General features: G+C 36.1%; 19 protein-coding genes. 10 read left to right on the top strand and 9 right to left on the bottom strand.

The window, feature by feature from the left end; genetic code table 11:
- Window positions 1–77: 77 nt before the first annotated feature.
- Complete coding sequence (locus HPY60_00905) at window positions 78–1214, top strand: hypothetical protein (protein NPV49744.1); 1137 nt, start codon at window positions 78–80, stop codon at window positions 1212–1214.
- Here the strand turns inward: HPY60_00905 and proB are convergent, their stop codons facing one another.
- The 3 genes from proB to proC are packed head-to-tail and all read right to left on the bottom strand — an operon-like array spanning window position 1215 to window position 4507.
- Window positions 1215–2342 (bottom strand): glutamate 5-kinase, encoded by a 1128-nt coding sequence (gene proB, locus HPY60_00900; GenBank protein ID NPV49743.1) that lies wholly within the window; start codon window positions 2340–2342, stop codon window positions 1215–1217.
- A gap of 16 nt (window positions 2343–2358) precedes the next feature.
- Window positions 2359–3690, bottom strand: a complete 1332-nt coding sequence (locus HPY60_00895; GenBank protein NPV49742.1) for a glutamate-5-semialdehyde dehydrogenase — start codon at window positions 3688–3690, stop codon at window positions 2359–2361.
- Window positions 3677–4507: a pyrroline-5-carboxylate reductase gene (gene proC / locus HPY60_00890; protein NPV49741.1), complete on the bottom strand. Its 831-nt coding sequence runs from the start codon at window positions 4505–4507 to the stop codon at window positions 3677–3679. Before proC ends, HPY60_00895 begins: the two co-directional genes overlap by 14 nt.
- 70 nt (window positions 4508–4577) lie before the next feature.
- Here proC and HPY60_00885 point away from each other — a divergent pair, with 70 nt between their 5' ends.
- The 4 genes from HPY60_00885 (at window position 4578) to HPY60_00870 (ending at window position 12277) form a co-directional block, all read left to right on the top strand.
- Window positions 4578–5399 (top strand): hypothetical protein, encoded by an 822-nt coding sequence (locus HPY60_00885; protein NPV49740.1) that lies wholly within the window; start codon window positions 4578–4580, stop codon window positions 5397–5399.
- A 103-nt stretch (window positions 5400–5502) separates the two neighbouring features.
- On the top strand, window positions 5503–6900 hold the full coding sequence (locus HPY60_00880; GenBank protein ID NPV49739.1) for a PQQ-binding-like beta-propeller repeat protein: 1398 nt from the start codon (window positions 5503–5505) through the stop codon (window positions 6898–6900).
- A gap of 146 nt (window positions 6901–7046) precedes the next feature.
- Window positions 7047–9491 (top strand): S-layer protein, encoded by a 2445-nt coding sequence (locus tag HPY60_00875; protein ID NPV49738.1) that lies wholly within the window; start codon window positions 7047–7049, stop codon window positions 9489–9491.
- A 326-nt stretch (window positions 9492–9817) separates the two neighbouring features.
- A complete protein-coding gene (locus HPY60_00870) occupies window positions 9818–12277 on the top strand; it encodes an S-layer protein (GenBank protein ID NPV49737.1) in 2460 nt (819 codons plus the stop codon).
- Window positions 12278–12323: 46 nt separating this feature from the next.
- On the opposite strand, the gene HPY60_00865 is transcribed toward HPY60_00870, so the two are convergent.
- Window positions 12324–12719, bottom strand: a complete 396-nt coding sequence (locus HPY60_00865) for a translation initiation factor IF-5A (protein NPV49736.1) — start codon at window positions 12717–12719, stop codon at window positions 12324–12326.
- A 117-nt stretch (window positions 12720–12836) separates the two neighbouring features.
- On the opposite strand from HPY60_00865, the gene HPY60_00860 reads away from it, so the two are divergent.
- From HPY60_00860 to HPY60_00850, 3 genes are all read left to right on the top strand, one after another.
- On the top strand, window positions 12837–13466 hold the full coding sequence (locus tag HPY60_00860; GenBank protein NPV49735.1) for a hypothetical protein: 630 nt from the start codon (window positions 12837–12839) through the stop codon (window positions 13464–13466).
- 94 nt (window positions 13467–13560) lie between these two features.
- The gene (locus HPY60_00855) at window positions 13561–15543 is read left to right on the top strand and encodes a sodium-translocating pyrophosphatase (GenBank protein NPV49734.1); all 1983 of its coding nucleotides are present in this window, start codon (window positions 13561–13563) and stop codon (window positions 15541–15543) included.
- Between the two features lie 66 nt (window positions 15544–15609).
- Window positions 15610–16242 carry an NAAT family transporter gene (locus HPY60_00850; GenBank protein NPV49733.1) on the top strand — a complete coding sequence of 211 codons (633 nt, stop codon included), beginning with the start codon at window positions 15610–15612 and terminating at the stop codon, window positions 16240–16242.
- 407 nt (window positions 16243–16649) lie between these two features.
- Here the strand turns inward: HPY60_00850 and HPY60_00845 are convergent, their stop codons facing one another.
- Together HPY60_00845 and HPY60_00840 are read right to left on the bottom strand one after the other, a co-directional pair.
- Entirely contained in the window at window positions 16650–17555 is a 906-nt protein-coding gene (locus tag HPY60_00845) for a hypothetical protein (GenBank protein NPV49732.1), read from the bottom strand.
- The gene (locus tag HPY60_00840; protein NPV49731.1) at window positions 17555–20185 is read right to left on the bottom strand and encodes a phosphoenolpyruvate protein kinase; all 2631 of its coding nucleotides are present in this window, start codon (window positions 20183–20185) and stop codon (window positions 17555–17557) included. The genes HPY60_00845 and HPY60_00840 overlap by 1 nt, the downstream gene beginning before the upstream one ends.
- A 136-nt stretch (window positions 20186–20321) precedes the next feature.
- On the opposite strand from HPY60_00840, the gene HPY60_00835 reads away from it, so the two are divergent.
- Window positions 20322–21560 (top strand): hypothetical protein, encoded by a 1239-nt coding sequence (locus HPY60_00835; GenBank protein NPV49730.1) that lies wholly within the window; start codon window positions 20322–20324, stop codon window positions 21558–21560.
- Window positions 21561–21605: 45 nt separating this feature from the next.
- On the top strand, window positions 21606–22886 hold the full coding sequence (locus tag HPY60_00830; protein ID NPV49729.1) for a UbiD family decarboxylase: 1281 nt from the start codon (window positions 21606–21608) through the stop codon (window positions 22884–22886).
- Window position 22887: 1 nt separating this feature from the next.
- Here the strand turns inward: HPY60_00830 and HPY60_00825 are convergent, their stop codons facing one another.
- From HPY60_00825 to HPY60_00815, 3 genes are read right to left on the bottom strand one after another with little or no spacing between them, the layout of a single operon-like run.
- Window positions 22888–23754: an EamA family transporter gene (locus HPY60_00825; GenBank protein NPV49728.1), complete on the bottom strand. Its 867-nt coding sequence runs from the start codon at window positions 23752–23754 to the stop codon at window positions 22888–22890.
- A 4-nt stretch (window positions 23755–23758) separates the two neighbouring features.
- Window positions 23759–24613: a hypothetical protein gene (locus tag HPY60_00820; protein ID NPV49727.1), complete on the bottom strand. Its 855-nt coding sequence runs from the start codon at window positions 24611–24613 to the stop codon at window positions 23759–23761.
- A 34-nt stretch (window positions 24614–24647) separates the two neighbouring features.
- Window positions 24648–25061: a CoA-binding protein gene (locus tag HPY60_00815; GenBank protein NPV49726.1), complete on the bottom strand. Its 414-nt coding sequence runs from the start codon at window positions 25059–25061 to the stop codon at window positions 24648–24650.
- Window positions 25062–25064: the final 3 nt, after the last annotated feature.

Below are 25064 nucleotides of genomic sequence, written 5' to 3'. Positions count from 1 at the left end.
TTAATATCGGCGTAATACTCTATTCGGCAAAAATCTTATATATGCGTTTTATGTTGTTTTTATACCTTGGTGGTCCTATGAGAAAAAGATACTTTATTGCAACATTTATTGTTTTTATAATAACCTTAGCTCCAGTTTTTGGCCAATTTAGAGATATTATCTGGGAACAAAGATACGATGGCGGATTAGATGAAATGGCATATGCAACTGTAATAGATTCAAAGGACAATGTAATAGTCACAGGAACATCCCGAGATATAATTAGAAGAGATCGAGATTTTTATACAATCAAGTATGATAAAAATGGAGACGTGGCTTGGGAACAAAGATTCAATGTTGGCATTAGGGACGAATCATATGGCATTGCAGTAGATTCGATGGACAATATTATTACCGTAGGAACTGCAAGTGGGAAATATTTCATAATAAAATATGATAAAAATGGAGAGGTGATTTGGAATGATTCTCCAAATAGAGGAAACGACGATATTGCATATGACGTTGCAGTAGATTCAAAGAATAACATTATTGTTACAGGTAGGACAAAAGTGATAGTATATAATTATTACACAATTAAATATGATAACGATGGTAACATGCTATGGAAAGTCATGTGGACCAATGGTGAAGACGACGTTCCTTATGGGATTGCAGTAGATTCAAAAGATAATATTATTGTAACAGGATTTTCTAGTAACGGTAAAGAACATAGAGGGCGTGGCGATTATACATTTTACACATTTAAGTATGATAAAGATGGCAACAAATTGTGGCATGGCAAATGGGGCACCTCTGAGCCATATGCCGAAGCATTCTCTGTAGGCATTGATTCCAAGGACAATATTATTGTAACCGGATTTGTGATGGCTAAAGATAAATATAAAATCTATACAGTAAAATCAAATTCTGAAGGAAATATTCTATGGGAAAAAATATATGAAAAAAGCAATTACGATAGAGCCTATGATATCACAATTGATAAAAACGATAATATTTTAGTCACTGGAATAACACAAATCAATGAAATAAATTATGGATTTATAACTTTAAAATATGACACTAAAGGCACACTTCTCTGGGAAAAGATATACGATAATGGTAGAATATCACAAGCAAATGGGATTGCAATAGATTCGGAAAACAATATACTTGTTACTGGTGGATCTAAAGGAGAAACATGGGATTTTTTGACAATTAAATATAGGAACAAGTAATTATTTTTTTATAATCCCTATATTTTCACTCTTTATTATCTCATTATAATTTTTATATCCTAAAATGGGCTCTATCTCCTCAGTATTTCGACCCTTTATCATTTCAAGTTCCTTTTTAGTATAGTTTGTTATCCCTTTGGCAAAAATACCTTTTTCAGTCTGAATTGAAACGATGTCACCTGCTTCAAATTCTCCTTGAACATTAACTATTCCTCTTGGCAGCAGGCTTTTGTGATCTAAAAGAGCATTTTTTGCACCTTCATCTACAAAAATCTTACCTTTAGGTTTTGCAAGAGTAATCCACCTTATTTTGTTCTTCTCTATTTTTTTTGTAGGGATAAATAAGGTTCCAATATCTTCTCCTGACACAGCTCTAGAAATTAAGTCTTTATCTTCACTTGAAGCTATAATCATGTAACATCCTGATTTTTGTGCAATCTTAGCAGCTTCTAATTTAGTTTTCATTCCACCTGTACCCTTTTCTCCAGCCCCTCCCCCAAAACTTTCTATTTCTGGGGTAATCTCTTCAATAATAGGTATTTTCTTAGCATCTTTTGATTTTTTAGGATTTTTAGTATAAAGACCGTCTATATCGGTCATTAGTATTAATAAATCGGCTTCAACCTTACTTGAAACCATAGCTGATAGGGTATCATTGTCCCCAAAAGTTTCACCAATCTCATGTACGCATATCGGATCATTTTCGTTTATTATAGGTACTACCCCTAGTTCTAAAAGAACAGCCATACTGTTTCTAAGATTAAGGTAAGTCTTTCTGTCTGAAAAAGCATCATATGTTAGAAGAATCTGTGCAACTTTAAGGCCAAACTCTTTAAAGACCTCGCTCCACTCATGCATTAAAATGCCCTGGCCAACAGCAGCAGTTGCCTGCTTTAACGGTATTGATTTTGGGCGCTCTTTGAATTCTAATATTTCACAGCCTGTTCCAATAGCACCTGAGGAAACAAGGATTATATCTACCCCTTCTGATTTTAATATTGAAACTTGTCTTGCAACTTCTCTGGCAAAATCTTTGTTAAACTTTCCTTCTTTGGTAGTAAGGCTTGATGTTCCAATTTTTACAACTATTTTTTTTACATTCCTGAAAAGCTCTTTCCTGTTAGCCATTTTATTGCCTTCTTAATCATTTTAAAGATTCATTAAATTTTTTATCAATTTTCTTATGGGTGTATACTTTTGCGTTTTCCCCAACATAATCTGAAACTTTGTGACCATTTCCTAATAAAACATATTTGTATATTAGCATTCCTTCCATACCAGTCGGTCCTCTTGCATGTATTTTTCCAGTACTTATCCCAATTTCTGCACCTTTTCCATATCTAAATCCGTCTGCAAATCTAGTAGAAGCATTTAGCATCACTGAAGAAGAATCCACAAAGTTCAAGAAATATTTACTGGCCTTTTTGTCCTCTGTGATTATTGTATCTGTATGATGAGAGCCATACTTATTAATATGGGAAACTGCATCTTCTAAAGATTTCACAATTTTTATTGCTATTATTAGATCGTTATATTCAGTTGCCCAGTCCTTCTCCTTTGCCTTTTTCACTTTTAAATCCTTTAGAATTTCATAGCTTTGCTCACAGCATCTCATCTCTACATTAGATTCTTTGTACATCTTTCCAATTTTTGGGAGAAACTTCTTAGCTGATTTTTCGTGCACTAGCAATGTTTCAATAGCATTACATACCGCAGGATACTGCACCTTTGCATCAAAACATACATCAAGAGCCTTCTCCTCACTATATTTTTTATCGACATAAGCGTGACATATTCCATCTGCATGGCCTAGGACAGGAATTTTAGTGTTTGACTGTACAAATCTTACAAAATCATTTGACCCTCTTGGGATTATGAGGTCGATGTATTTGTCTAGTTTTAACATTTCAGTTACATCTTCCCTTTTTTCTAACAGCTGGAATGCATTTTTTGGAATTGATTTATTTTTAATAGAGCCAATCAAAACTTCATAAATTGCCCTATTTGTTTTCACTGATTCCTTGCCCCCCTTTAATAAAACCCCATTCCCACTTTTGAGTGCAAGAGATATTATTTGTGGTACTACATCAGGCCTTGATTCAAATACCATCCCAATTACGCCTATTGGTACGGCAATCTGGTAGAGATCCAGCCCAGAATCGAGTTCAATTCCGCTAAGAGTTTTCCCAACTGGATCTTCTAGCTTTGCCACATCTTTAATACCGCTAATCATATCATTTATTTTTGAATCAGTCACCTCAAGCCTTTTTACAAGAGATTCTGTCAATTCTCCTTTTTGAAAGAGTTTTTTAGCTTCGGCAATATCAAAACTATTGGCTTCTAAAATCTTTTTTCTGTTCTTGTCAAGCGATTTTGCCATAAGAAGTAATGCTTCATTTTTATCATTCGTATTAGCGTTGGATAGTTTGATGAAAGCTTCTTTTACCAAAATGGCCTTATCCTTAACACTTTCCATATACTTCCCCCAATTCTTTTGACCTTTCTGTGGCTTTTATAACTGCTTCTGTTATCCCTTTTTCCATCAGATACTCTTCAAGTTTCAGTAATCCTTTTTCAGTTGTGCCGCCAGGTGTTTTTACCATATTTATTAACTCTTCAAAGCTCTTGTCAGTTGAAGATGCCATTAAAACTGCCCCATATAAGGTATCCAAAGAAAGTTTTCTAGAAATCTCTTCAGATAATCCAGCTTTTATTCCGCCCTCAGTCAATGCCTTTAGAAATGAAAAAACATATGCAGGACCAGATCCAGATAACCCAGTAACGGCGTCCATCTTACTTTCATCGACTTTGATAACTGAACCAAGATTCTTGAAAATATCTACGAATTGCTCTTCATTTTCTTTAGCCACATGTTTCCCTAGTGAATAACAGGATGGTGAGAAACCAATAGAGAGTGAAATATTTGGCATGACTCGGATAACTGCCACATTTGGGATAATATTTTCAATAAATCTTATAGGAACTCCTGCAGCAACAGAAATTACGAGTTTTCCACCTAAGTTTAAGTCTTTGACACTTCCAAGTACTGTGGCAATTAAATTAGGCTTTATAGCCACTATAATTACTTTAGAAGATGAAAAAACATCTTTATTATCTAACGATATATTTATTCCATATTCACTTTTAATTGGATTTAATATGTTTTCTGAAACATCATTTAGGATAATATTTTCCCCTTTGAGTGCCTTTTTCTCAATTAGACCTTTTATTATGCCGCTACCAATTTTCCCGGCCCCAACTATACCTATTTCAAACATATTGATTTTTTTCATTTCATTTTATTTTAAACTTTACCGTTAGCAGTGTTGAAAACTTTATAAATAGATTTTTTGAATATATTTTATGATTGAAGCTACTTTTTACTTAGAATCCCAGAGTAACTCAAAAGAGGCTCTTGAAATCTCGCTTAAAAAATTGCTTGAGGAGATCAAGTCTTTAAAAAATGTAAAGATAACTAGAGAGCTATTCCATGAGATTATATCTGATGAAGACGAGATGGGCAGGATTTTTTACTCTTCAGTAGTTGAAGTTGATATTAAGACAGAGTTTAGAGAGTACATCACCCTTTGTATGAGACTTGTACCCTCAACAATTGAAATTATAAGTGGAGATGTAAAGATCAAATCAAAGGAACTTCTGGAGATTTTTGGTGATGTTTCAGCTACAATTAACAAACTATGCAAAAAATATAGTTTATCCCTTTACAGAATCGGAGAAACTGAAGGCTTAACCCAGAAAAAAATTGGGCTTGAAGAAGAACAAATTGAAGAGGCGATAGACCAAGGTGGGGTCTTATTTAAGTTTGTAGTTGAGGCTAGGGCAAAGGATGAAAAGTCTGTAATGGAAAAGACAAAAGACCTTGTAAATGATACAGGGGCACTAATAAATAAGATGCTTGCAAAGAAAGTTGGAGAGGGCGAAGCTTGGGAAGGAGTAGTTGGGATGGAAGCCTTATTTTTTGATATTGAAACTTTGTTTGAAGCAGTAATAAAATTTTCTCCTGTGGCAATGAGTGTGATAGAGCCAGATGTAATACACCTCAATATGTCTGAAGTACAGGACATAGGAATTGATGTTGCAGGAATAATTCATCAGTTAACATTTGATGTCATTACCCGGGGAATGAACTCAAGCCTTGGTAGTTTTAGGGCCACACAAGCCTAAATAATATTTTTTTATATTTAATTTGTTAGGCTTTCCATATTTTCCCTATTTTTTTCCATATTTTTATATATATGGAAAGTAGGAAATAATACGGAGGTTAAATATGAAAAAAATATTTGTATTAGTATTTATGATGCTTTTAGTTACGCAATTTTTTTCTGTTGTGGCAGATGAAACTGAAAGCTTTTGTTTTATTTTGCCCGGATCTTTATCTAGTATTTCTCTCGTAAAAAGTGGATTTTACACTGCAGCATCTGGGTATGGTTCAGGATCTTCAATATACGTTTACGGAAAGGATACAATAATATGGTCTACTAGAAAAAATGCATCTTCTGTTAGTATTTCTCCTAATGGGGACTTTCTTCTAGCTTTGACTTCAGATGGATTAGAATACTATGATCTTGTAGGAACTACAGACCCCCAAAAAGCTCAGCCTAGCTTGGTATGGGTTCCCTTAGGAGGGGGTTGGTGGGGAGGTTTTCTTGATAAATCCTTTTCGGATAACGTGTCACCAAAATGGAAATTAAATACTTTAACAAATCAAAGAGAGGCTAAAATATTTGAAGAATCATTAATTTTATTAAGTGATAGCAATAAATTATCTTTACTAACTAATAAAGGAAGCTTATTGTGGGATTATAACTTCGAATCCAATATTAAGTCCGTTAATCCTTCTTCAAATAAATATATTGGTGTCACTACCGCTAACAAATTTTATCTCTTTAATAAAGCGGGAGTTTTATTGTGGTCAAAAGATGTAGGAGATCCAAAAGAGATATTATTTGATAATAAAAATTCAAGAGTTCTCTTGGTACATGACAAAACTGGAATTGAATTTTCTGATATAACTGGCAATATATTATGGAAAAAATCGCTTACAAATGAAAAAATTAAAGTTGCCACAATGTCTGATTCAGGAAAACATATAGTAATAGGCACAGATAGCAATAATCTCTATTTCTTTGTTGAAAGTGGAGACGTAGTATGGAAAAAAGAATTAAAAGGTATGCCCAGTGCACTATCTATTTCTTCAGATGGTAAGTTCATGGCAGTTGGTACTTCTAATAAGGGTGGCTATTATTTATTCGATTGGAATGGTAACGAACTATGGAATAAAATTGAATCTGATAAATCTATTTGGCACGTTTACATACCAAAAAATGCTAATTATATTCTAGCAAGTTCAGTAAAATACATGGATTCTAATCAAAAAATAATAATTGAACCAAAAGTATGTTATTATAATTTAACTGCTTACGCAATACCTCCGACTGATTTGAATTATAATATTACTAGCTCAGTTGCTGAAACTGTTCCAACTACAATACCCGAAAACCAAGTTATCGAAAATGCTCAAAACGTAGAAAACATAACCTTTAACGAAGAAATTAAAAAGAATGACGAACAATCTGAAATTAAAAATACTCCATTTGAAGAAGTTGGCATCTTTGGTGGATCTGTAGCGGCCCTACTATATATTTACTTAAAAAAGAAAAAATAATTTATTTTATTTCTTATTATTCTTTTAAAAAGCATCTATATGAACTCCTATCTCTTTTTAGACAAAAGATTTATAAATAAAGTCAATCAATATAATATTGTACCCTTTTGAGAAATTAAATTAAAACCTATTTAAGGTGAAAATATATGAAATTAAGAACAATTGGAGCAGTCCTTGCAGGGGCTGCAATGATTGGAGCAACTGTAGCTGGCGCAGCCGCTGCAGCAGACGCTCCAGCTAAGTCATGGTTTATTGACCCAGCAACGGGACAACCAAACGTAACAGTAGTGGTTGGTGCACAGGCCAACGCATCCGATGTAGTTTCTGCATCATTAATCGCAGCAGCAGTCGGAAACATGGCAACTGTTGAAGAAACAGCATCAACAACAAAAACAGCATCCGTAAAGTGGGAGAAAGTTGGAGAATACAGGTACGACATTCCTTTAAGAGTAGACTACAATACTGCCAACTGTTACAATTTAAGACCCGCTTCATACTACGCTGGATATGAATTATATTCAAGCATGTACTGGGAAACAGCAGAAAACAGCTGGCCAAACCCAGCATACGATACATATGTTCAAATAGCAATGCCATCAGATGTTAGAAATCCTGCAGGTAGCTTAGTTGCTAAGGGACTTTCAACACTATGGTTCTCAAACTCTACAAAAGAATGGGATTCAAAGGACAGAGTTTATAAGTTTACAGTATTGACATCCTCTGGAACAACTGTACAATACGAACTAGTTAATGTAGCAGTAGCTGGATCTCCAACTGCAGGCATGACAAGAGGAAATGCATGGGCAAGTGGAAGCTATGACGATGCAGATGGTGCATGGGACTTTGCATATGGAATGTTCTCTACAAGAGCTTGGGTAGATGTTTACAAACAGACACCACAGACATTTGATTCTGCATGTGATTACAACTTTGGTGGAACAGGTACCGCAATGGAAGCACACGAAGAAATCCAGTTAATAGTCTCAGACAAATACGAATCTGACCCAGGGCCCAACGGAATTGCAGATTTCATAGGCGACAAAGGTTCAGTTTCAGGAATTGTATACAGAACTGCAGAAATTAGATATCCATTACTTGAAAATGGCCAGAACATCTGTGGCATCAACAAGTGTTGGGGTATGGTAGACTTTACAACTGCACAGAAAGGATACTTAAATGAAATAAAATTCCTTGGAAAGATGTACAAACCAATGTTCGCTGGTGCAACATGGACAAACACCGTTGACGGAATGGAGTACTACCTTGGTGGATACTTCATGTACGGTAGACCATATGCAGAAGCAGAGAAAATCATGAAGGTCGGAGATGTTTACAACTTCCACGGATGGACTGTAACATTAAATGATGTTAACATCTATGAAAACAAAGCATACATAACAGTATCAGGCCCAGCCTTAACTTCACCATTTACATTCATAATGGTAATGGACTCACTTGGTGACTGTACTGTTTGCTGCCCAGATTGTGCAACATACGGTGGAAAGGGTTCATTCACATCCAACCCAACAAGAAGAAATGAATACGACCCATATGTTAAATACACAACTGTAACAAAGGAAAAGAGCGGATACTCTTACGACTTCTTCAGATATGTAAACTTCATGCTCGACGGTATCAAGACATTCGTCGGTGCAGACGGTTCATACCTTGCAGAATTCAACCTTTACGCAATTGAAGACTTCGGATACTTAGAAGACAAGGGATGCTGTGATCCATTCGTCACAACACCAAACGACTACGGTCTTGCAATAACTGGTGGATGGAGAAGAGTAGCAATGGATGCTGAGTTTATCTCACCAACAGAGGCTACTGTAACAGTAGTACCTTGGGAATTTGCAACTACAGTTGTAGGTGACTACGATATAGATGATGCATACATACTTTGGAAACCAGCACCAAGATGTACAACCTACTGCCCAGATGCAAACTTTGATACACTTGAATTACAGCTTTGTGACACAATCAACATACCAAACTGTGAGACAACTTACACAGTTAACGGTCCAGAGAACTACTTTACAGTTGAAGTAGTCGATGTTGATTACGGTAGATACAACACCGGAGCACTATTTGACTCAGTTGCAACTACAGCAGCAATCTACGGACCATTTAAAGCACCAGTTCTTCCTGATGCATTGGCAACACCACAAGGTGCTGCACCTGCATATTTCGGACTTGCTGCAGTTACACCATACGTTGGTCAGGCATTAAAAGACAATCCTGACAAAGACGGTGTATACTTAAGAATCAACATGTCCACAGCAGGCGACACAATAAAGTACACAGCAAACGTCAAGATTGACCCAGTTGAGCTCATAAAACTTGACATAGAAGTCAACACTGCCACAAACACAAGGAACTTAATTCTTGTCGGTGGACCAGTATACAACAGCATCGTAAAGGACTTAGTCGACATGGGAGCATCCACAGTTGACTGGGCAACCTCTGCCGGAGAATGGGAATGGATAGCAGACCCAATGGCAAAGGGATACGATGTATTAATCGTTGCTGGTGCTAACAGAGAAGAAACAAGAATGGCAGCAGAAGACCTAGTAGCAATGTTGAACTAAATTAAAATAAATATATTTTAATTTATTTTTTTCTTTTATTTTATTTAAAATTTTAATCTAGAACTCTAGTTTCTTTTCTCAAATAGGTCGTTTAATTAAGCGAATACCCATTTAAAGATTTATTTACCTTTCTCAATATTTTATCTAACTCTTATGTCCCTATTTTCCTTACATTATCGAACATAATTTATTAAGTTATTGATTATTTTATTTAATATTCTTATATTTTTTTTTATTTATTATTGCAACCAAAAGATTTATATACTATTAAAAAATATAGTATATTGTAGCTAAACGTTATTGTTTAGCAATAGAGGTGAAATAATATGAGAATAAAAATGTTAGGGGCTGCTTTAACGGGAGCCCTAATGTTAGGAGCAACATTAGCAGGAGCAGCGTCAGCAGCGTCAGTTCCACCAAAAAGCTTTTTCATTGATCCAATTACAGGGGAACCAGACGTCGTCATTGCCGTTGGTGCAACAGCTAACGCATCTGATGTAGTTTCTGGGTCTTTAATCGCTGCAGCAGTTGGAAACATGGCTACAGTTGAAGAAACAAAGACTGTTACTAGATCTGCAAGTGCTACTTTTGACTACATGATGGAGTACAACTACTCTTTCGATAGGTTGGCAAAAGCAAGTGGCGGATTAAACTTTGAAGAATATAACGCTACAACTTGTTCTGACGGAACTCTATTGACTGCAAAGTGGTACACAGACTATGAGCTTTATTCAACTCAATTCTGGGAAACTGCATATGACCAGTACCCAAGCTCTGTGTATGATATCTCCGTAGCTATAGCTATGCCAAGGGAAATCAGAAATACAGCAGGGGATATTGTAGCAAAGGAATTAAACACACTTTGGTTCTCAAGCTCTCCAAAAGACTGGGATTCAAAGGATAGGATATACTATAGAAGTTTGAACACTTCAAGAAAATACTATTTAGTTTCAACAAAAACAACAAATGCGGGGGATCCAACATTTCCTATAGTTAAAACTGGTGGACTCATGTCCTCCTATGCAGGGGGTAGCTATGATAATGGGGATACCACATGGGACTTTGATGGATACGCATTCTTCACAACAAAGGCATGGGTTAACGTTGCAGATCCAACAAGCGTAGCAGCAAGATACAATGCAACAGATGACTGTGACTATCTATTTGGTGGAACAGGTACAGCTATGGAACCACATGAAGAAATTCAGGTAATCCTTGCAGATATAGAGAACACACCCGATGGTCTTGCAGATCTAAGAGGGGACAGAGGTTCTGCTTCAGGTATTATTTACAGGACAGCAGAAATCAGATATCCTCTACTTGAAAATGGTCAGAACATCTGTGGTGTAACAAAGTGTGACGGAATGGTCGACTTTGACACAGCAATAAAAGGATATCTTCCTCAGATTAAGTTCCTAAATAAGATGTACACCCCAATGTTTGCCGGTGCAACATTTAACACTGACTTAGGTGACAATGGGTACCTCGGTGCATACTTTGTATATGGTAAACCATATGGTGAAAAAGAAAAGATCATGAAAGTAGGAGATGCTTACTCCTTCCATGGATGGACAATAAATCTATCTGATGTAAACATCTACGAAAACAAGGCTTTTATAACGGTTGAAGGTCCTGAACTAGCTTCACCATTTAGCTTCATAATGGTCATGGACTCTTTGGAAGACTGTTTCGCATGCTGCCCAGACTGTGCCGTTTACGGTGGCCAGGGTTCATTCACATCTAATCCAACAAGAAGAAACGAATACGACCCGTATATGGTCAAGATCACCAAATCAAAGGAAAAAGATGGAAAGTCATACGATCTTTTCAAATACACTGCTTTTGCACTTGACGGTATTAAGACATTTGTCGGTGCAGATGGTACATACCTAGCAGAGTTCAACATCTATGCAGTTGAAGACTTTGGATGGTTTGAAGACAAAGGATGCTGTGATCCATTCGTCACAACACCAAACGACTACGGTCTTGCAATAACTGGTGGATGGAGAAAAGTATCCTATGATGCTAACGGGTCTAATGTAGGATCAGGAACCATAGGGTGGTATTCTTGGGAAGATGGATTAGCCCCCGTTGCACCAGGTGAAGAAGATGTTTACATTCCTGAAGCATTCGTTCTATGGCAACCAGCACCAAAGTGCAATACGCCATGTCCTGATGCAAACTTCGATACATTGGAACTCCAGCTTTGTGACAACATTGATATACCAGACTGTGAAACAGAATTTACAGTCAACGGTCCAGAGAACTACTTCTCAGTTACAATCCAAGATATAGACTACGGAAGAGCAAACATGACATTGAATGGAGCAACAAGTGCAGGATACACTCAATTACTTGGTTACTATGGGGTTGGCGCTGGAAATAATCCCCAACCAGGAGTATACTTTGGGCATACAAACAGCAGTACAACTGATACCGATGGTGCAAAGATTAAGATTTCTCAGACAACAGTTGACACAGCACAGTCAATCACATACACAAAGAGTGTTAACATTGATCCAATTGAGCTCATAAAGCTTGACATTGAAATCAACACTGCATCACTTCAAAAGAACTTAGTTCTTGTCGGTGGACCAGTATACAATAGCATTGTAAGAGATCTTGGTAACATGGGCGCATCAACAGTTGACTGGGCAACATCACCTGGTGAGTGGGAATGGATAGCAGACCCATTCGGCAGAGGCTATGATGTCTTAATAGTTGCTGGTGCAAACAGAGAAGAAACAAGACTCGCTGCTCAGCAGTTAGTATCTCAGTTGAGATAAATAAATTAAAAATTTATTTTTTTAATTTTTAAATTTTATAAAAAAATTATCCCTTTATTCTTGCAATTTTTATTCGGCCCATTGTCTCGTGATATTCAACTTCTTTACCCTCAATCTCTTCAGCAGAAAATTCACTAGGTAATGGAATCTCGAAAGTTTCATAACTTTCCATGTCCATAAGCTGGATCTTTTCACTCATTACAGCATTGACTAGGCCGCTTTTCTTATCGATTATAGGTACAAAGACCTTATCAGAAGTCGGTTTTACAACAGTTCTTCTCTTATCATCATAAACTCCAAAAGCTTCAATCCTAGCTTTGGCTGATCCATGTTTTCCAGGAGAAGAAGTTTGAATCTTAATAATTTTACATGGCTCATCATCGATTAAAATGAATCCACCTTCACGTAAAGTCCTGACCTCAACTTGTTTTTTGTCACCCATGTAATTCCTCCTTTGAAATAGGTCACAACTCTTATTTTTAAAGCTTTCTTACTCGACTTATAAATATTAGACATAAACTTTAAAAATAGCCCCCCGATTCTAAGAATAGTGATAGGCATGAATAGAAAGTTTTTAGTAATTGGAGCACTACTTTTAGTTTGCTCACTAGCAATGTGTGTTAGCCAGACTCAAATACCCGATAAATTTTTTGAGTCATACGGTAAAATAGAAACGACCCAAAAAGAAATAGACACAATATATAACTCTTACTGGGATCAGCAGACAAAAAGAATTGATTACGTTACTAAGAATAGAGAAACTCAAAATGTCGACCATAAATACGTTCTTTCAATGCTTCAATCTGAAGTCCTTTTATTGGATGAAATTGCCAATAAAAACACTACTTATTCCTCTCAAATAACTGAACTTTTTGAAACTGTGAAAGATATAAAGGGTGACGAAGCAAAATCTAAAGCAAATGAACTTGTAATTACTTTAAGATCGTCACAACAATTACTTGCAAATAATATAGGGAGATATAAGAGCGCAACTGAATCTGTAGGTGCTGTAATGTACTATTATGCAACTGATGCAAATCTTTCTAATCCAACAATAAAGGATGACATTGAAAATCATGATTTAAATGCAAAAGGAGAATTTCAGAAAGGAGACGAATATCTGGGCCAATACTATCTAGTAAAAGACGAAGCTAATGCAACATACCAAGAACTTCTTAAAATGAGGTAATAATTTCTCTTTTTCTAATTCTTTTTTCTTCTAATTTAACCACAATACTTAAATATAAATCTCCTTTGACCAGATAAAAAAGGAGGTTAAAAAGATGGACTTTACTTTAATAGCTATTCTAATGGGAATAGTTGGTATTATCTATGGTCTTTTATTGGCAAAAGTTGTTCTGTCATACAAAGTCACAGATAAGAACATGCTTAAAATTTCAAATGCCGTTTACAAAGGGGCCATGGCATTTCTGAGAAGAGAATATACAACTATAGCAGTTATTGCAGCAATCTTAGCAGTTGTTTTTGGTATATTCATTAATATAGAAACTACCCTTACATTTGTTGTTGGTGCAGTTTTCAGTGCTCTAGCTGGATTTATCGGCATGAGCATATCAACAAGAGCTAATGTCAGAGTTGCCGCAATAGCTAAAGATGGAGTTTCAAAGGCATTGAGACTCTCATTCCAAGGGGGCGCTGTAACTGGAATGACGGTTGCAGGTCTAGCACTATTGGGTGTTAGTGCATTCTACTATTTCTATAGGGATCCTGCCCTAATAATTGGATTTGGATTTGGAGGTTGCTTGATATCCTTATTTGCAAGAATTGGTGGTGGAATATACACTAAGGCTGCAGATGTAGGCGCTGACTTAATCGGAAAAGTTGAGCAGGGCATACCTGAGGACGACCCAAGAAACCCTGCTGTAATAGCAGACAACGTCGGTGACAACGTCGGTGATTGCGCAGGTATGGGAGCAGATTTATTCGAAACATATGCAGTCACAGCTATAGGAGCAATGCTATTAGGAGTTGCTCTTGGGAAAGATATCTATACAGTCTATCCATTGATTCTTGGTGCAATAGGTATAATAGGTTCTATTCTTGGATCATTTTTCGTAAGGGGAGAGGGAAACATCATGAAGACCCTTTACAAAGGTGTTATCGCTTCAGCAGTAATCTCTTTAGTCGGATTCTATTTTGTTACAGTAACATACCTTAAGCTTGACATCGCATTATTTTTAACTACGGTTGTTGGAATAGTAATTGCACTTTTGATGTTCTTTATTACGGAGTACTACACAGCAAAGCCATACAGGCCTGTTAAAAGCATTGCATACTCATCCCAATCCGGTGCAGCAGTAAATATTATCACAGGGCTTGCAGTCGGAATGGAATCAACATTCATGCCAGTATTAGTAATATGTGCAGGAATATTAATTTCACACTCTTTAGCCGGTCTTTACGGAATAGCAATAGCGGCCATGTCAATGATATCCTTGACAGCGATAGTAGTTGCTCTTGACAGCTACGGCCCAATTACAGACAACGCCGGTGGAATTGCCGAGATGGCACACCTCCCAGATGAAATCAGAAAGACAACAGACGCCCTAGACTCAGTTGGTAACACAACAAAAGCAGTCACTAAGGCATTTGCTATAGGATCCGCAGCTTTGGCATCACTCACCTTATTTGCTGCATATGTCGATGAAATTGCAAGATTCTCAGTAGGCCAAGAGATCATATTCAGCCTATCTGATGAAAAAGTCATCGTGGGATTATTCCTTGGTGCATTGATACCTTTCCTATTCTCATCTCTTTGCATGAAGGCAGTAGGGAAAGCAGCATTTTCAATAGTTGAAGAAGTCAGAAGACAGTTTAGGGAAATCAAAGGTATCATGGAAGGAAAGACTGAGCCTGATTATGCAAGGTGTGTCGATATTGTCACACGTGCATCTTTAAAGGAACTGGTGCTTCCAGGAATAATAGCTGTTCTTTCACCATTACTAGTCGGATTCTTGCTTGGAAAGATTGCATTGGGTGGAATGTTAATAGGAAGCATATTGTCTGGATTCCTATTGGCTTTGATGCTTGCAACTGGTGGGGGTGCATGGGACAACGCTAAGAAGTATATTGAAGATGGAAATCTTGGCGGAAAGGGAAGCCCAGCACACGCTGCAGCAGTTGTAGGTGACACTGTAGGTGACCCATCAAAGGACACAGCAGGACCTGCAATAAACCCACTGATCAAAGTAATGAATACACTTGCAATCATCTTTGCAGTGCTATTCGGATCAGGAATAATTTAATTTATTTTTTATTTTATTTAATTTTAAAAACAGAATATTTATAAAATACTTCTATCTCTTAATTTCATGGTCGCTCTTGCCTTTTTTATGTATGCATTGACCTCTATATTTGTCATTGTAAATCCAGTTGGGGCCATGTTTACATTTATGTCTTTGACATCTGAGAAAGACCACAAAGAAAGAATACGATTGGGGGCAAGGTCAGTTCTAATAGGATGTTTACTTGCAGTTATATTTGCTATAAGTGGTGAATTAATATTACAGTTCTTTGGCATCACAGTCGATAGTTTGAGAGTTGCAGGAGGAATTATTCTTTTTAAAGTGGCGCTTGACATGGTCTATGCAAAAACTTCAAGAGAAAGCTTCACTGAAGAAGAAAGAAAGGATGCAAAAGATAGGGAAGATATCTCAGTTTTCCCAGTTGCAATGCCTCTACTTACTGGGCCTGGAACCATCACAACAGTTATTGTAGTAATAAGATCCGTTCCAACAGTTGAACTTAAACTAGTCGCAATCCTAGCAATATTGGTAACTTTTGCAATCACATTTTTGATGTTTAGATTTTCTAGCCCGCTTAGTAAGATTTTGGGCGTCACTGTTACTCTAGTATTTACCCGTATAATGGGATTACTACTCGGTGCAATAGCCATAAACTTCCTTGCAACTGGAATCAAAAATATCTTTATTTCCATGCTTTAATAAAAAAAGAAAAACAGTTTGTCGCCTCGCTTATCCTTCCGTACAAAGTATCTCTGAATGTCTCGACGTCTCGAAACGGTCTCTACAAGGTTTCAAAAGAAACATAAAATGCTTCTTCTAAAGGCCTCCAAACTTACGTTTGATTAAGTATTTCGACCATACTCAGACAGTTTCTTTAATCCAGATACTCACAAACACAAAAGTAACAAGAGACAAGCCCTTTCTACCTATGTATCTTCAGCATCTGAAACAAGAAACATACCTTAACAGTTGAGTTAAGCGAAGTTTCGACCTGTGGTAATGTTAATAGAATTGATTTATACTTAAATTTTACTGTTATTGATTATTTAGAATTAAGAAAAATATTTTTAAAGTATATTTTCTAACTTAGTAGATATATTTTCATATCAAAAGTCTCTTATCAGATACTCTGCTATACCGTAACCTGTCTTTCCATTCATCTCGTATTCAGTTAAAGTTTCATGCATAATTGATTGCTTCTTTCCATCTCCGCTTGTAAATGGAAGCTTTACATTCTTTATTATCTTTGCATTGACTTTGTGCAGATCTCCTTTTTTGTCTGTTAGTTCCATCTTAAATGAATTAGGGCTTCCATCTTGATTGTAATTTGTATTTATTGTAGCTTTCATTATGGGTAGATTTTCCTCTTCAATATGGACAAAACCTGCATCAACTTCTCCTTCAGAAACTACTAGCTTTGTTACATTCAGTGCGGTATCTTCAGAGAACTGGCATGTTAACCATATCCACATCTTTGGAGCATTCCAATCTCTAATGCCCCATGAGTGATCCCTTTCTCCAAGTCCGAAAATCCTGTATTTTTTCTCGTCTATCTTTAGGTCCCCAGTTGCTTTACCAAACTGTTCTAGGTGCTCAGATGCAACTGATTGAGATATTTTTTCTTTAAATCCACTTACACAATCCCTATAATCAAAGATATTGTTCAAAGACTCAAAATCAAAGTTAAAAGAAACATCAACTGGTTTTTTGCTAGAGAAGTCTAATAGCTTTCCGTCAAATCTAAGATTCCATTTCTTTTCAGGCTGAATTTTATTAAAAGTCAAATTCTTAGCAGATAGGACATCACTATCATATTTGTCATCATCTTTGAGCCCTATATATGATCCGTCGGGGAGCATAAAAAAGCAGAACATATTCTTTAATGGCTTATTTGGTTTAAGACCAATTCTCATAAATGCACATATGTCATTTGTTTTATCATAGAAACTAAAGTAAAAGCTCTCATTCCATTCAACGTGATCTTTTTTTTCGTGTATTACATCAGTATCCATTAGGATTCCTCCATCAAGTAGATTACGCCTTCATTACCGTCAATCTTCACTTTTTGACCATTCTTAAATATCTTAGTTGCGTTGCTTACAGCTGTTACTGCAGGGATTCCATATTCTCTTGATACAACTGCTCCGTGAGACAATATTCCGCCTGTTTCAGTGATAAGACCGCCTATCTTGGAAAATACTGGTGTCCACCCCGGATCAGTATTAGACGTTACTAGAATCTCTTCATCCTTTACTTCAGGCAACTCCCTTATAGACTCAACGACCCTTATAATCCCAGTTGCTATTCCAGGGCTTGATGAGGTCCCAGTTACTTTAACTAGATTATCTTGGACCTCTACAGTATCGTCAAATTCGACATTGCCTTTCAAAAACTTTGGTGGAAGAACATTCTTATATTTTTCAAACTCTTCCTTTCTCTTAGTTATAGTATCTTTGTCAATTATTAGTTCGCCTTTAGAGATGTCAAAGATCTCTTCTTTGGAAAAGAAGAATATGTCCATCTCTGAATCAATAATGCCTCTTTCTAAAAATCTTCTTCCGTATTCCATAAAGAGCCTTCTTTCTCTTGTTAATTCATGGTCAAGGTAGAATCTTTGATTTTCCCTGAAAATCAGGTATCTTTGTGCGTAGTTTAAAACTTTGGCGAAAATTGGCTTTTTAATAAAACCATTTTTTGTTTTTGAAACAGCATCAACAATCTCTACTTCAGCTTTCAGTCTTTCTTCCCTTTTTCTCCTTTCGACTTCTTCTAAATCAACTTCAGTTGAATCAATAAGGCTTTTCAAAACTTCAGTCACAAGTGAAGGGTCATCTATCCACCTTGGATAATATATCTCCCTGGTGTGTGATCTGTGACCATAATCGCTCATAAATTCATTGAACTTATACGAAAATTCCTTTAATTCTTCATCTGTATCAAGCTGTTCTAAAAATTCTGATGAAGACAATCTTTTAATTAATTGACTTACTTTCTTATTTTTCTTTGCCTCATTTGCAAGCTTTGCCATTGCAATATTTGTCACAATGGTCTTGTTATCCGGAAGCCCTGTTATCAATTTAGAATATAAAACTCCAGATTTATCGCCCAACCACTCTGTGAGCCACCTCTTAAGAATCAGATTTGAACCTATGCTATGCGTAACCATTCCATACCGGATAAGCCTATTGTGCTTTAGGAATTTCTCTCTTAATTTGACAAACTCATCGTGCAGCTCTTCGTCAGTTAAATTCCTTAAATCAATCTTGTCAAACTCTTTAATATACGATAAATAGTCGTTTGCCCACCTTAGATATGCACCATCGGTAGAAGATATTTTTCCATCAGGGTCTAAAATTGCAACTCTAACCTCTGCGAGGATTCTCTTGAATAGCTTTGCATCAGCGTTTGCAATTCGCTCCTGCTCATTTTTTGGGAAGTAATTTAGTAACTCTTTTGTCCTTCCAATTTTGGGATTATATGTAAAAACATCTTCAAGCGCTTGGGCATTAAAGTAAACATGTCCTTTATGTAATCTTAAGAGGTCTTTATCTCTAAGCTCCTTATAGCCCATTATTTTGGCGCCTTCTTTGAAGACATATTTTGATAGATTTTCCCCAAGTAGAGAGAAAAATAGGGGTGATGTTACATCGGCCCAGTACTCATCAGAATATCCTCTTGTCCAAAGTGTCTGATCCTTTTCGATAGTTGTAATCCCTCTAGACTGGAGGATAAATATTCCCTCTTCCGAAACTGCCCATTCTATGTCTTGAGGAGATTTAAAATATGATTCAATTTTTTCTCCTAGATTTGCTAGATATATTATCTCTTCGTCATTTAGTGAAGGAAGTATTTTTTTCGAGGTGTCGATTTCTGAAGAAACACTTCCCTTGTCAGAAAGATATATGCCTTTTGTCTTGTTACTTATCTTTCGTTCAATTATCTCTTTAGATTTCTTTTCTAAAGTAAACATATCTGGACTTACTATTCCAGAAACTATGGCCTCTCCGAGACCCCAGCTTGACTCAATCACTATCCTTTCCTTATCTCCAGTTATTGGATCCGCAGTGAACATGACTCCAGCTGCTTTTGCATTTACCATACTCTGAACGACTACTGCTATTCCTCCTTCAAGATGGGGAATATTTGCGTTGTGTCTGTAACTAATGGCTCGCTCATTCCAGTAAGATGCCCAGCAAAGTTTGATATTCTCTATAACTTCTTTTGATTTTATATTAAGAAATGAATCCTGTTGTCCTGCAAAAGAGGCCTCTGCAAGGTCTTCTGCAAGTGCAGATGAACGTACAGCCCAAAGCTCTATTTTTTTATTTTTTGATAGTATTTTTTCTATTTCCTTTGAAATAGAATCATCAATTTCTCCAGATAAAATAAGCCCCTGGATGTTTTTTGAAGTTGCAACAATGCTTTTTTTATAGTCAAACTTTGTAGTTTTCAGAAGTTCAGATATTTTTTCTTCAAACTTATTATCATCAATGAATTTCTCATAAGCCTCCGTAGTAACAACAAAACCATAAGGTACTTGAAATCCTTCTGATTTTAACAATGCTAAGTTCAAGGCTTTGTTTCCAACTGATTTAAAACAATTTTCTTTCACATCAGAAAAAGGTAGTACGACATCTGACATAAAATCCCTTCTTTTTTTAGTCATTTTATTATTATATTTATAAAACTTTGTTTTTCCTAAATTTTCTTATATTTATTATAAAAATCTCTATATGTTATTCCAATAATCATAAATAACTAACTTCTCTATTTTGGACATGCATGCCCCAAAAACTAATCTTTGCACCATTTGCAGGGGCCATAAAAAACTCTGTGGTAGAGATATCTGTCCAATAATTGAAAAGAAAAGGATAAGAGAAGCAATAGTTCCTTTAATCAATAAGGATATTTTTGGCGCTTCCCCTTCTGCATTTTTTGTGGGGGATTGGAACTATCCAAAAGTTCTAGTTGGGCCATTAGTTCCACCAGTTCATGAAAACACAGAAATATTCGACCTCCCAGAAGGCTGGCATGGTAAAGAACTTGATGAAATTATAAAGTTTAGATCTCTTCTTGTAAGATCAAAGGAATTTGTGAAGGTCTCAGATGCTAAAAACCCTAAAGGGTATTTAGAAAAAAGTCAAGAAATCGTGATGTCAAAAAAACCCGTAGATGTTGAACTAGTTTTAAAGAAAACTCCTCACTTCGGACTTGAATTCTCCCAGTTTTCTCCACCTACCGGCCCTTCTGGTTTTGTTGAAAGCTTTAAAATATCAGAAAATCCAAAAGTTCCAAGAGTTGTGGACAAGATTAATTCTGATGATATCAAAGCATCAAAAGGAATATCTTTACTTTATGACAAAGACATTCCTGTATCCCATATTTCAAAACTATTGTCAGCAGGACTATTGGGAGAGCAAAAAAATAGAAAACTAGTGCCCACCAGATGGAGTATTACGGCGACCGATGATTCTCTTTCTAAATTTCACTTAAAGAAGGTAAAATCTTCTCCAGAAATAAATAAATTTGAAATATATCATGACGAAGACGTCGGAAATAGATTTGTAGTTATTCTATTCCCTTCTATGTGGTGTTATGAGTTTCTTGAGTGTTGGCTGCCCGGCTCATTATTCTTAGAAAGTTCACTTTCTCCAAATGTTATATCTGACTATGAATTATTTGATGGAAGGAAGGAGTATGCATCGCTTACTGCAGGCGCATACTATGCTGCAAGATTTTCAGTAACTGAGCATCTCTTTGAAAGCAGAAGACAAGCAGGGGCTCTTGTATTCATGGAGGTCCATCCTTCTTACCATACTCCAGTTGGTGTTTGGAGGGTAAGAGAGATAACAAGAAATGCTTTACAAAAAAAGCCTGATTCTTTTGATACTGAAGAAGAAGTCCTGAGAAAAGCTTCAGAAATTTTATCATTGCCTTTTGAGAAATATAGGGAAAAGAGTAAAATATTGGGATTTAAACACAGACAGAAAACTTTATCAGACTGGATGAATTCATGAGAAAGGCTTTTATCCTTTTTAACCCGTGATATTCTAGGTGCTTTTATGTATATTAGAGAATTTATCGCTCATGAAAAGGATTTTATCAAAATTGATGGAGAGCTAGAAAAATACGAGATGGCTAAGATAGTTCATGACAATCCTACTAAGATATTGCAATTCAGGGATATGGGGTATGATGTTTTTTGTAATATATGGTCTACTAGAGATCGAGTAGCAAATTATCTTAAATTGGATAAGTCAAAGCTACTTTTTTCATTGAAAGAAGCAATGGATAAGCCCACGCCCTATAAAACTGTTAATAAAGCCCCTTTTCTTGAAAATGAGATTAAAAATTTTGATCTTAGAAAAATTCCAATTCAATATCATTACCCCCAAGATGGAGGCCCTTACGTTACGTCAGGTGTTGTTTTTGTAAAAGATGAAAAAGGTAATAGAAACATGTCTTTTCACAGGATGATGGTAACAGGAAAAGATACTTTTACAATTAGAATAGTTCCCAGACATCTTTTTGCAATGTATAACGAGGCAAAATCAAAGGGCAAGGATTTAGAAATAGTCCTAGTCATCGGCCTTCCTCCTTATGTTCTATTGCCCGCTGCGATGTCAATATCCTATGGAATAAATGAGCTTGAAATTGCAAATTCATTGAAGAAAATGGGAATTGGTAGCGAGCTTACTGCTTATAGATTTCAAAATGGGATAGATGTTCCAACCTCATCTCAGTTTGTTTTCTGTGGAAAGATAACTCTTGAAGAAGGAGACGAAGGTCCATTTGTTGATATAACTGGAACTTATGATTTTGTTAGAAAGCAGCCTATTGTAAAGATAGAAAAGGTATATCAAGCAAAAAATGCATTTTTCCATGCACTCATGCCAGGAGGATATGAACATTTTCTTTTGATGGGCATGCCAAGAGAGCCTATAATATATGAGGGCGTATCAAAAGTTGTTCCAAAGGTATACGGTGTCAGATTGACTGAGGGTGGCGACTGCTGGCTTCACGGAGTTGTATCAATCAAAAAACAAAAAGAAGGAGATGGAAAGAATGCCATAATGGCTGCACTTGCCTCCCACCCCTCAATGAAGAGAGTTGTCATAGTCGATGAAGATATTGACATTTATTCCGATACTGACGTAGAGTGGGCCATTGCAACTAGATTTCAAGCAGATAAAGATCTGTTGATTGTTAACAATGCCGCAGGGTCAAGCCTTGATCCTTCCGTTAAAGGTGACGGCACAACAGCGAAGATGGGAATAGATGCAACAATGCCCCTAAAGAACAACGAGGGATATAAAAGAGCCATTAATTTTCTTAAAAAATAATCTATTTTTCTCTTATAATTATCGTTATAGCAATTAAGATCAATGCCCCTCCAATTATTGTGCCTTGAGTAACTGTTTCTCTAAGTATTACATAGGCAAGGATGCCTGCTAAAACACCTTCCGCCAACACTATCACAGAGGCTTTTGTTGCGATAATATGTTTTAATGCAATGCTATAAAGTAGAAATGCTCCAGCAGTGCATAGGAATCCTAGTATAAATAACATTAAAATAGAAAATGGTGTAAGTATCTCAGAGCCATAGAAAAATGGTGACATAATTATAGTTGCAAAGATAAACATCCAGAGCGTAGTTGTGAGGCCATCATACTTTTTTCCAAGTGCCCTTATGCTTATTGTGTATAGGGCCCATCCAAATCCCGAAAAAGTTGACATCACGTTTCCATAGAAGTTTGTAGTTACACTCATCGAAGAAAGATCATAATAAAAAATAATAAATCCGCCAGTAATACCAATCAATACAGCAACAGCAGTTTTCCTTGACGCTTTTTCTTTTAGTAGTAATGCCGATATGATAAGAACATAAAGTGGGGCCATCTGCTGCAAAAAGACCGTGTTTGCTATAGTAGTTGTTTTAAGTCCTATTGTATATGTATAAATTGTAAATGAAAGTAATATTGCAGGCACTACTAGGTAAGGGATGTCTTTGGGCTTTATTTTGATATTTGATGATTTTTTTGTAGCTATGCCGTAGACCAATAAAACTAATGACGCGAAGAGAAATCTATACGCAACTATCATCCCAGAATTTACTTCAGGTATCCACCTTACAGGTATACCTATGAAGCTCCATAAAATCACGGCAAGAAATGTATAAGATGCACCCAGATAACTATCTTTATGTTCCATTAGATCAATCTTGTTTTTCGGTGTTTTTCTTTTTTAAGTATATAATGTATGCAGCGAATATTATTATTACTAAAGAGAGGTATAATGCCCAAGATGGGATAGATTGATTAGAAGTGTCCCCAAGCCATGTGAAGAGATTCTTTGCAAATACCTTGTTATCCATATCCCCTATCTTTCCATTATCAAAAATAAATGAACTTCCTATTACTGCTACTTTCCCACTTCCTTTTTGAGAAACTGCAACTACTATTACATTTTCTCCCCCAATAGGCTCACTACCAATAGAGAAAGTATCATTGTCACCTCTTGCAATTGCAATAGCCTTGTTTTTGATCTCAAGAGACGCTGGCTTGTAAAGAATAATGGAATTAATTCCTTCAGTTGTTGGATGTTTTGATAAATTGTGGATAATTGGAGTGCAGCTGCAACCTTTTCTGTTTGTAGGATCGTCTGTTCCATTCTTCATTATTCTAATGTCAAAGTGCCCTAGAAGTGAGTTGATAGATTCTCTGGTAGGTTCAATCATATCCGCCTCATGAGAGCCAAGAACAAGTATACTCCCCCCACCTTCAACGTATTTTACAAGAGCAGTGATCTCACTATCGTCTAGAGGATTGTTTGGATTCCACAGAACTACAATATCGCTACCATTCAAGGTATCCTGAGAAAAAGGGTCATTAAGGACTTTATTATTGAATCCCATGGCAGATAACTCTTGAAATAATATGCTACCTGTACCTTGAGGATCTCCCCACCAGTTATCGGTATCGTGATATTTATCAACCAATATAGTTTTTTCAGCTGAAACTAAATTCAAGGTCAACAATAATATAATTAAAGATATAACATACTTTTTCATAAAGATTAATTTAATAATCGATTTATAAATATTTTTAATTCGATTTTCTACTCTGTTCAGCCTCTAAAAATCTTCTTTGAGCCATGATGCAGTTTTCGTAGATTACTTCTATTCCATTATCTTTGCAGAATATTATGGCTTCTTCAGATTCAGATCCTGGTTGCATCCAGACTTTAGTTATACCTATTTTTTTGCATTCTTTTACTATTTGTTCTGTTATATGAGGGGGAACTACTGTATCAACAACATCTATTTTGATAGGTATCTCTGAAAGAGAGTGATAACACTTTTCACCTTCTACAATATCAGCATTTGGATTTACGGGAATTACTTTGTAGCCAGCATCTCGTAAATCCCTAAAGATTATATTCCCATATTTGTCTCTATTGTCAGATGCCCCTACTATAGCAATTACATTTTTTTTGTCAAGAAATGACTTAAAATCCATAAA

Source organism: Methanofastidiosum sp., assembly GCA_013178285.1.
In the GTDB taxonomy this organism is placed as follows: Archaea; Methanobacteriota_B; Thermococci; order Methanofastidiosales; family Methanofastidiosaceae; genus Methanofastidiosum.
Note: the sequence above shows the minus strand (reverse complement) of the source record. Positions and strands in the feature narration are given on the sequence as shown.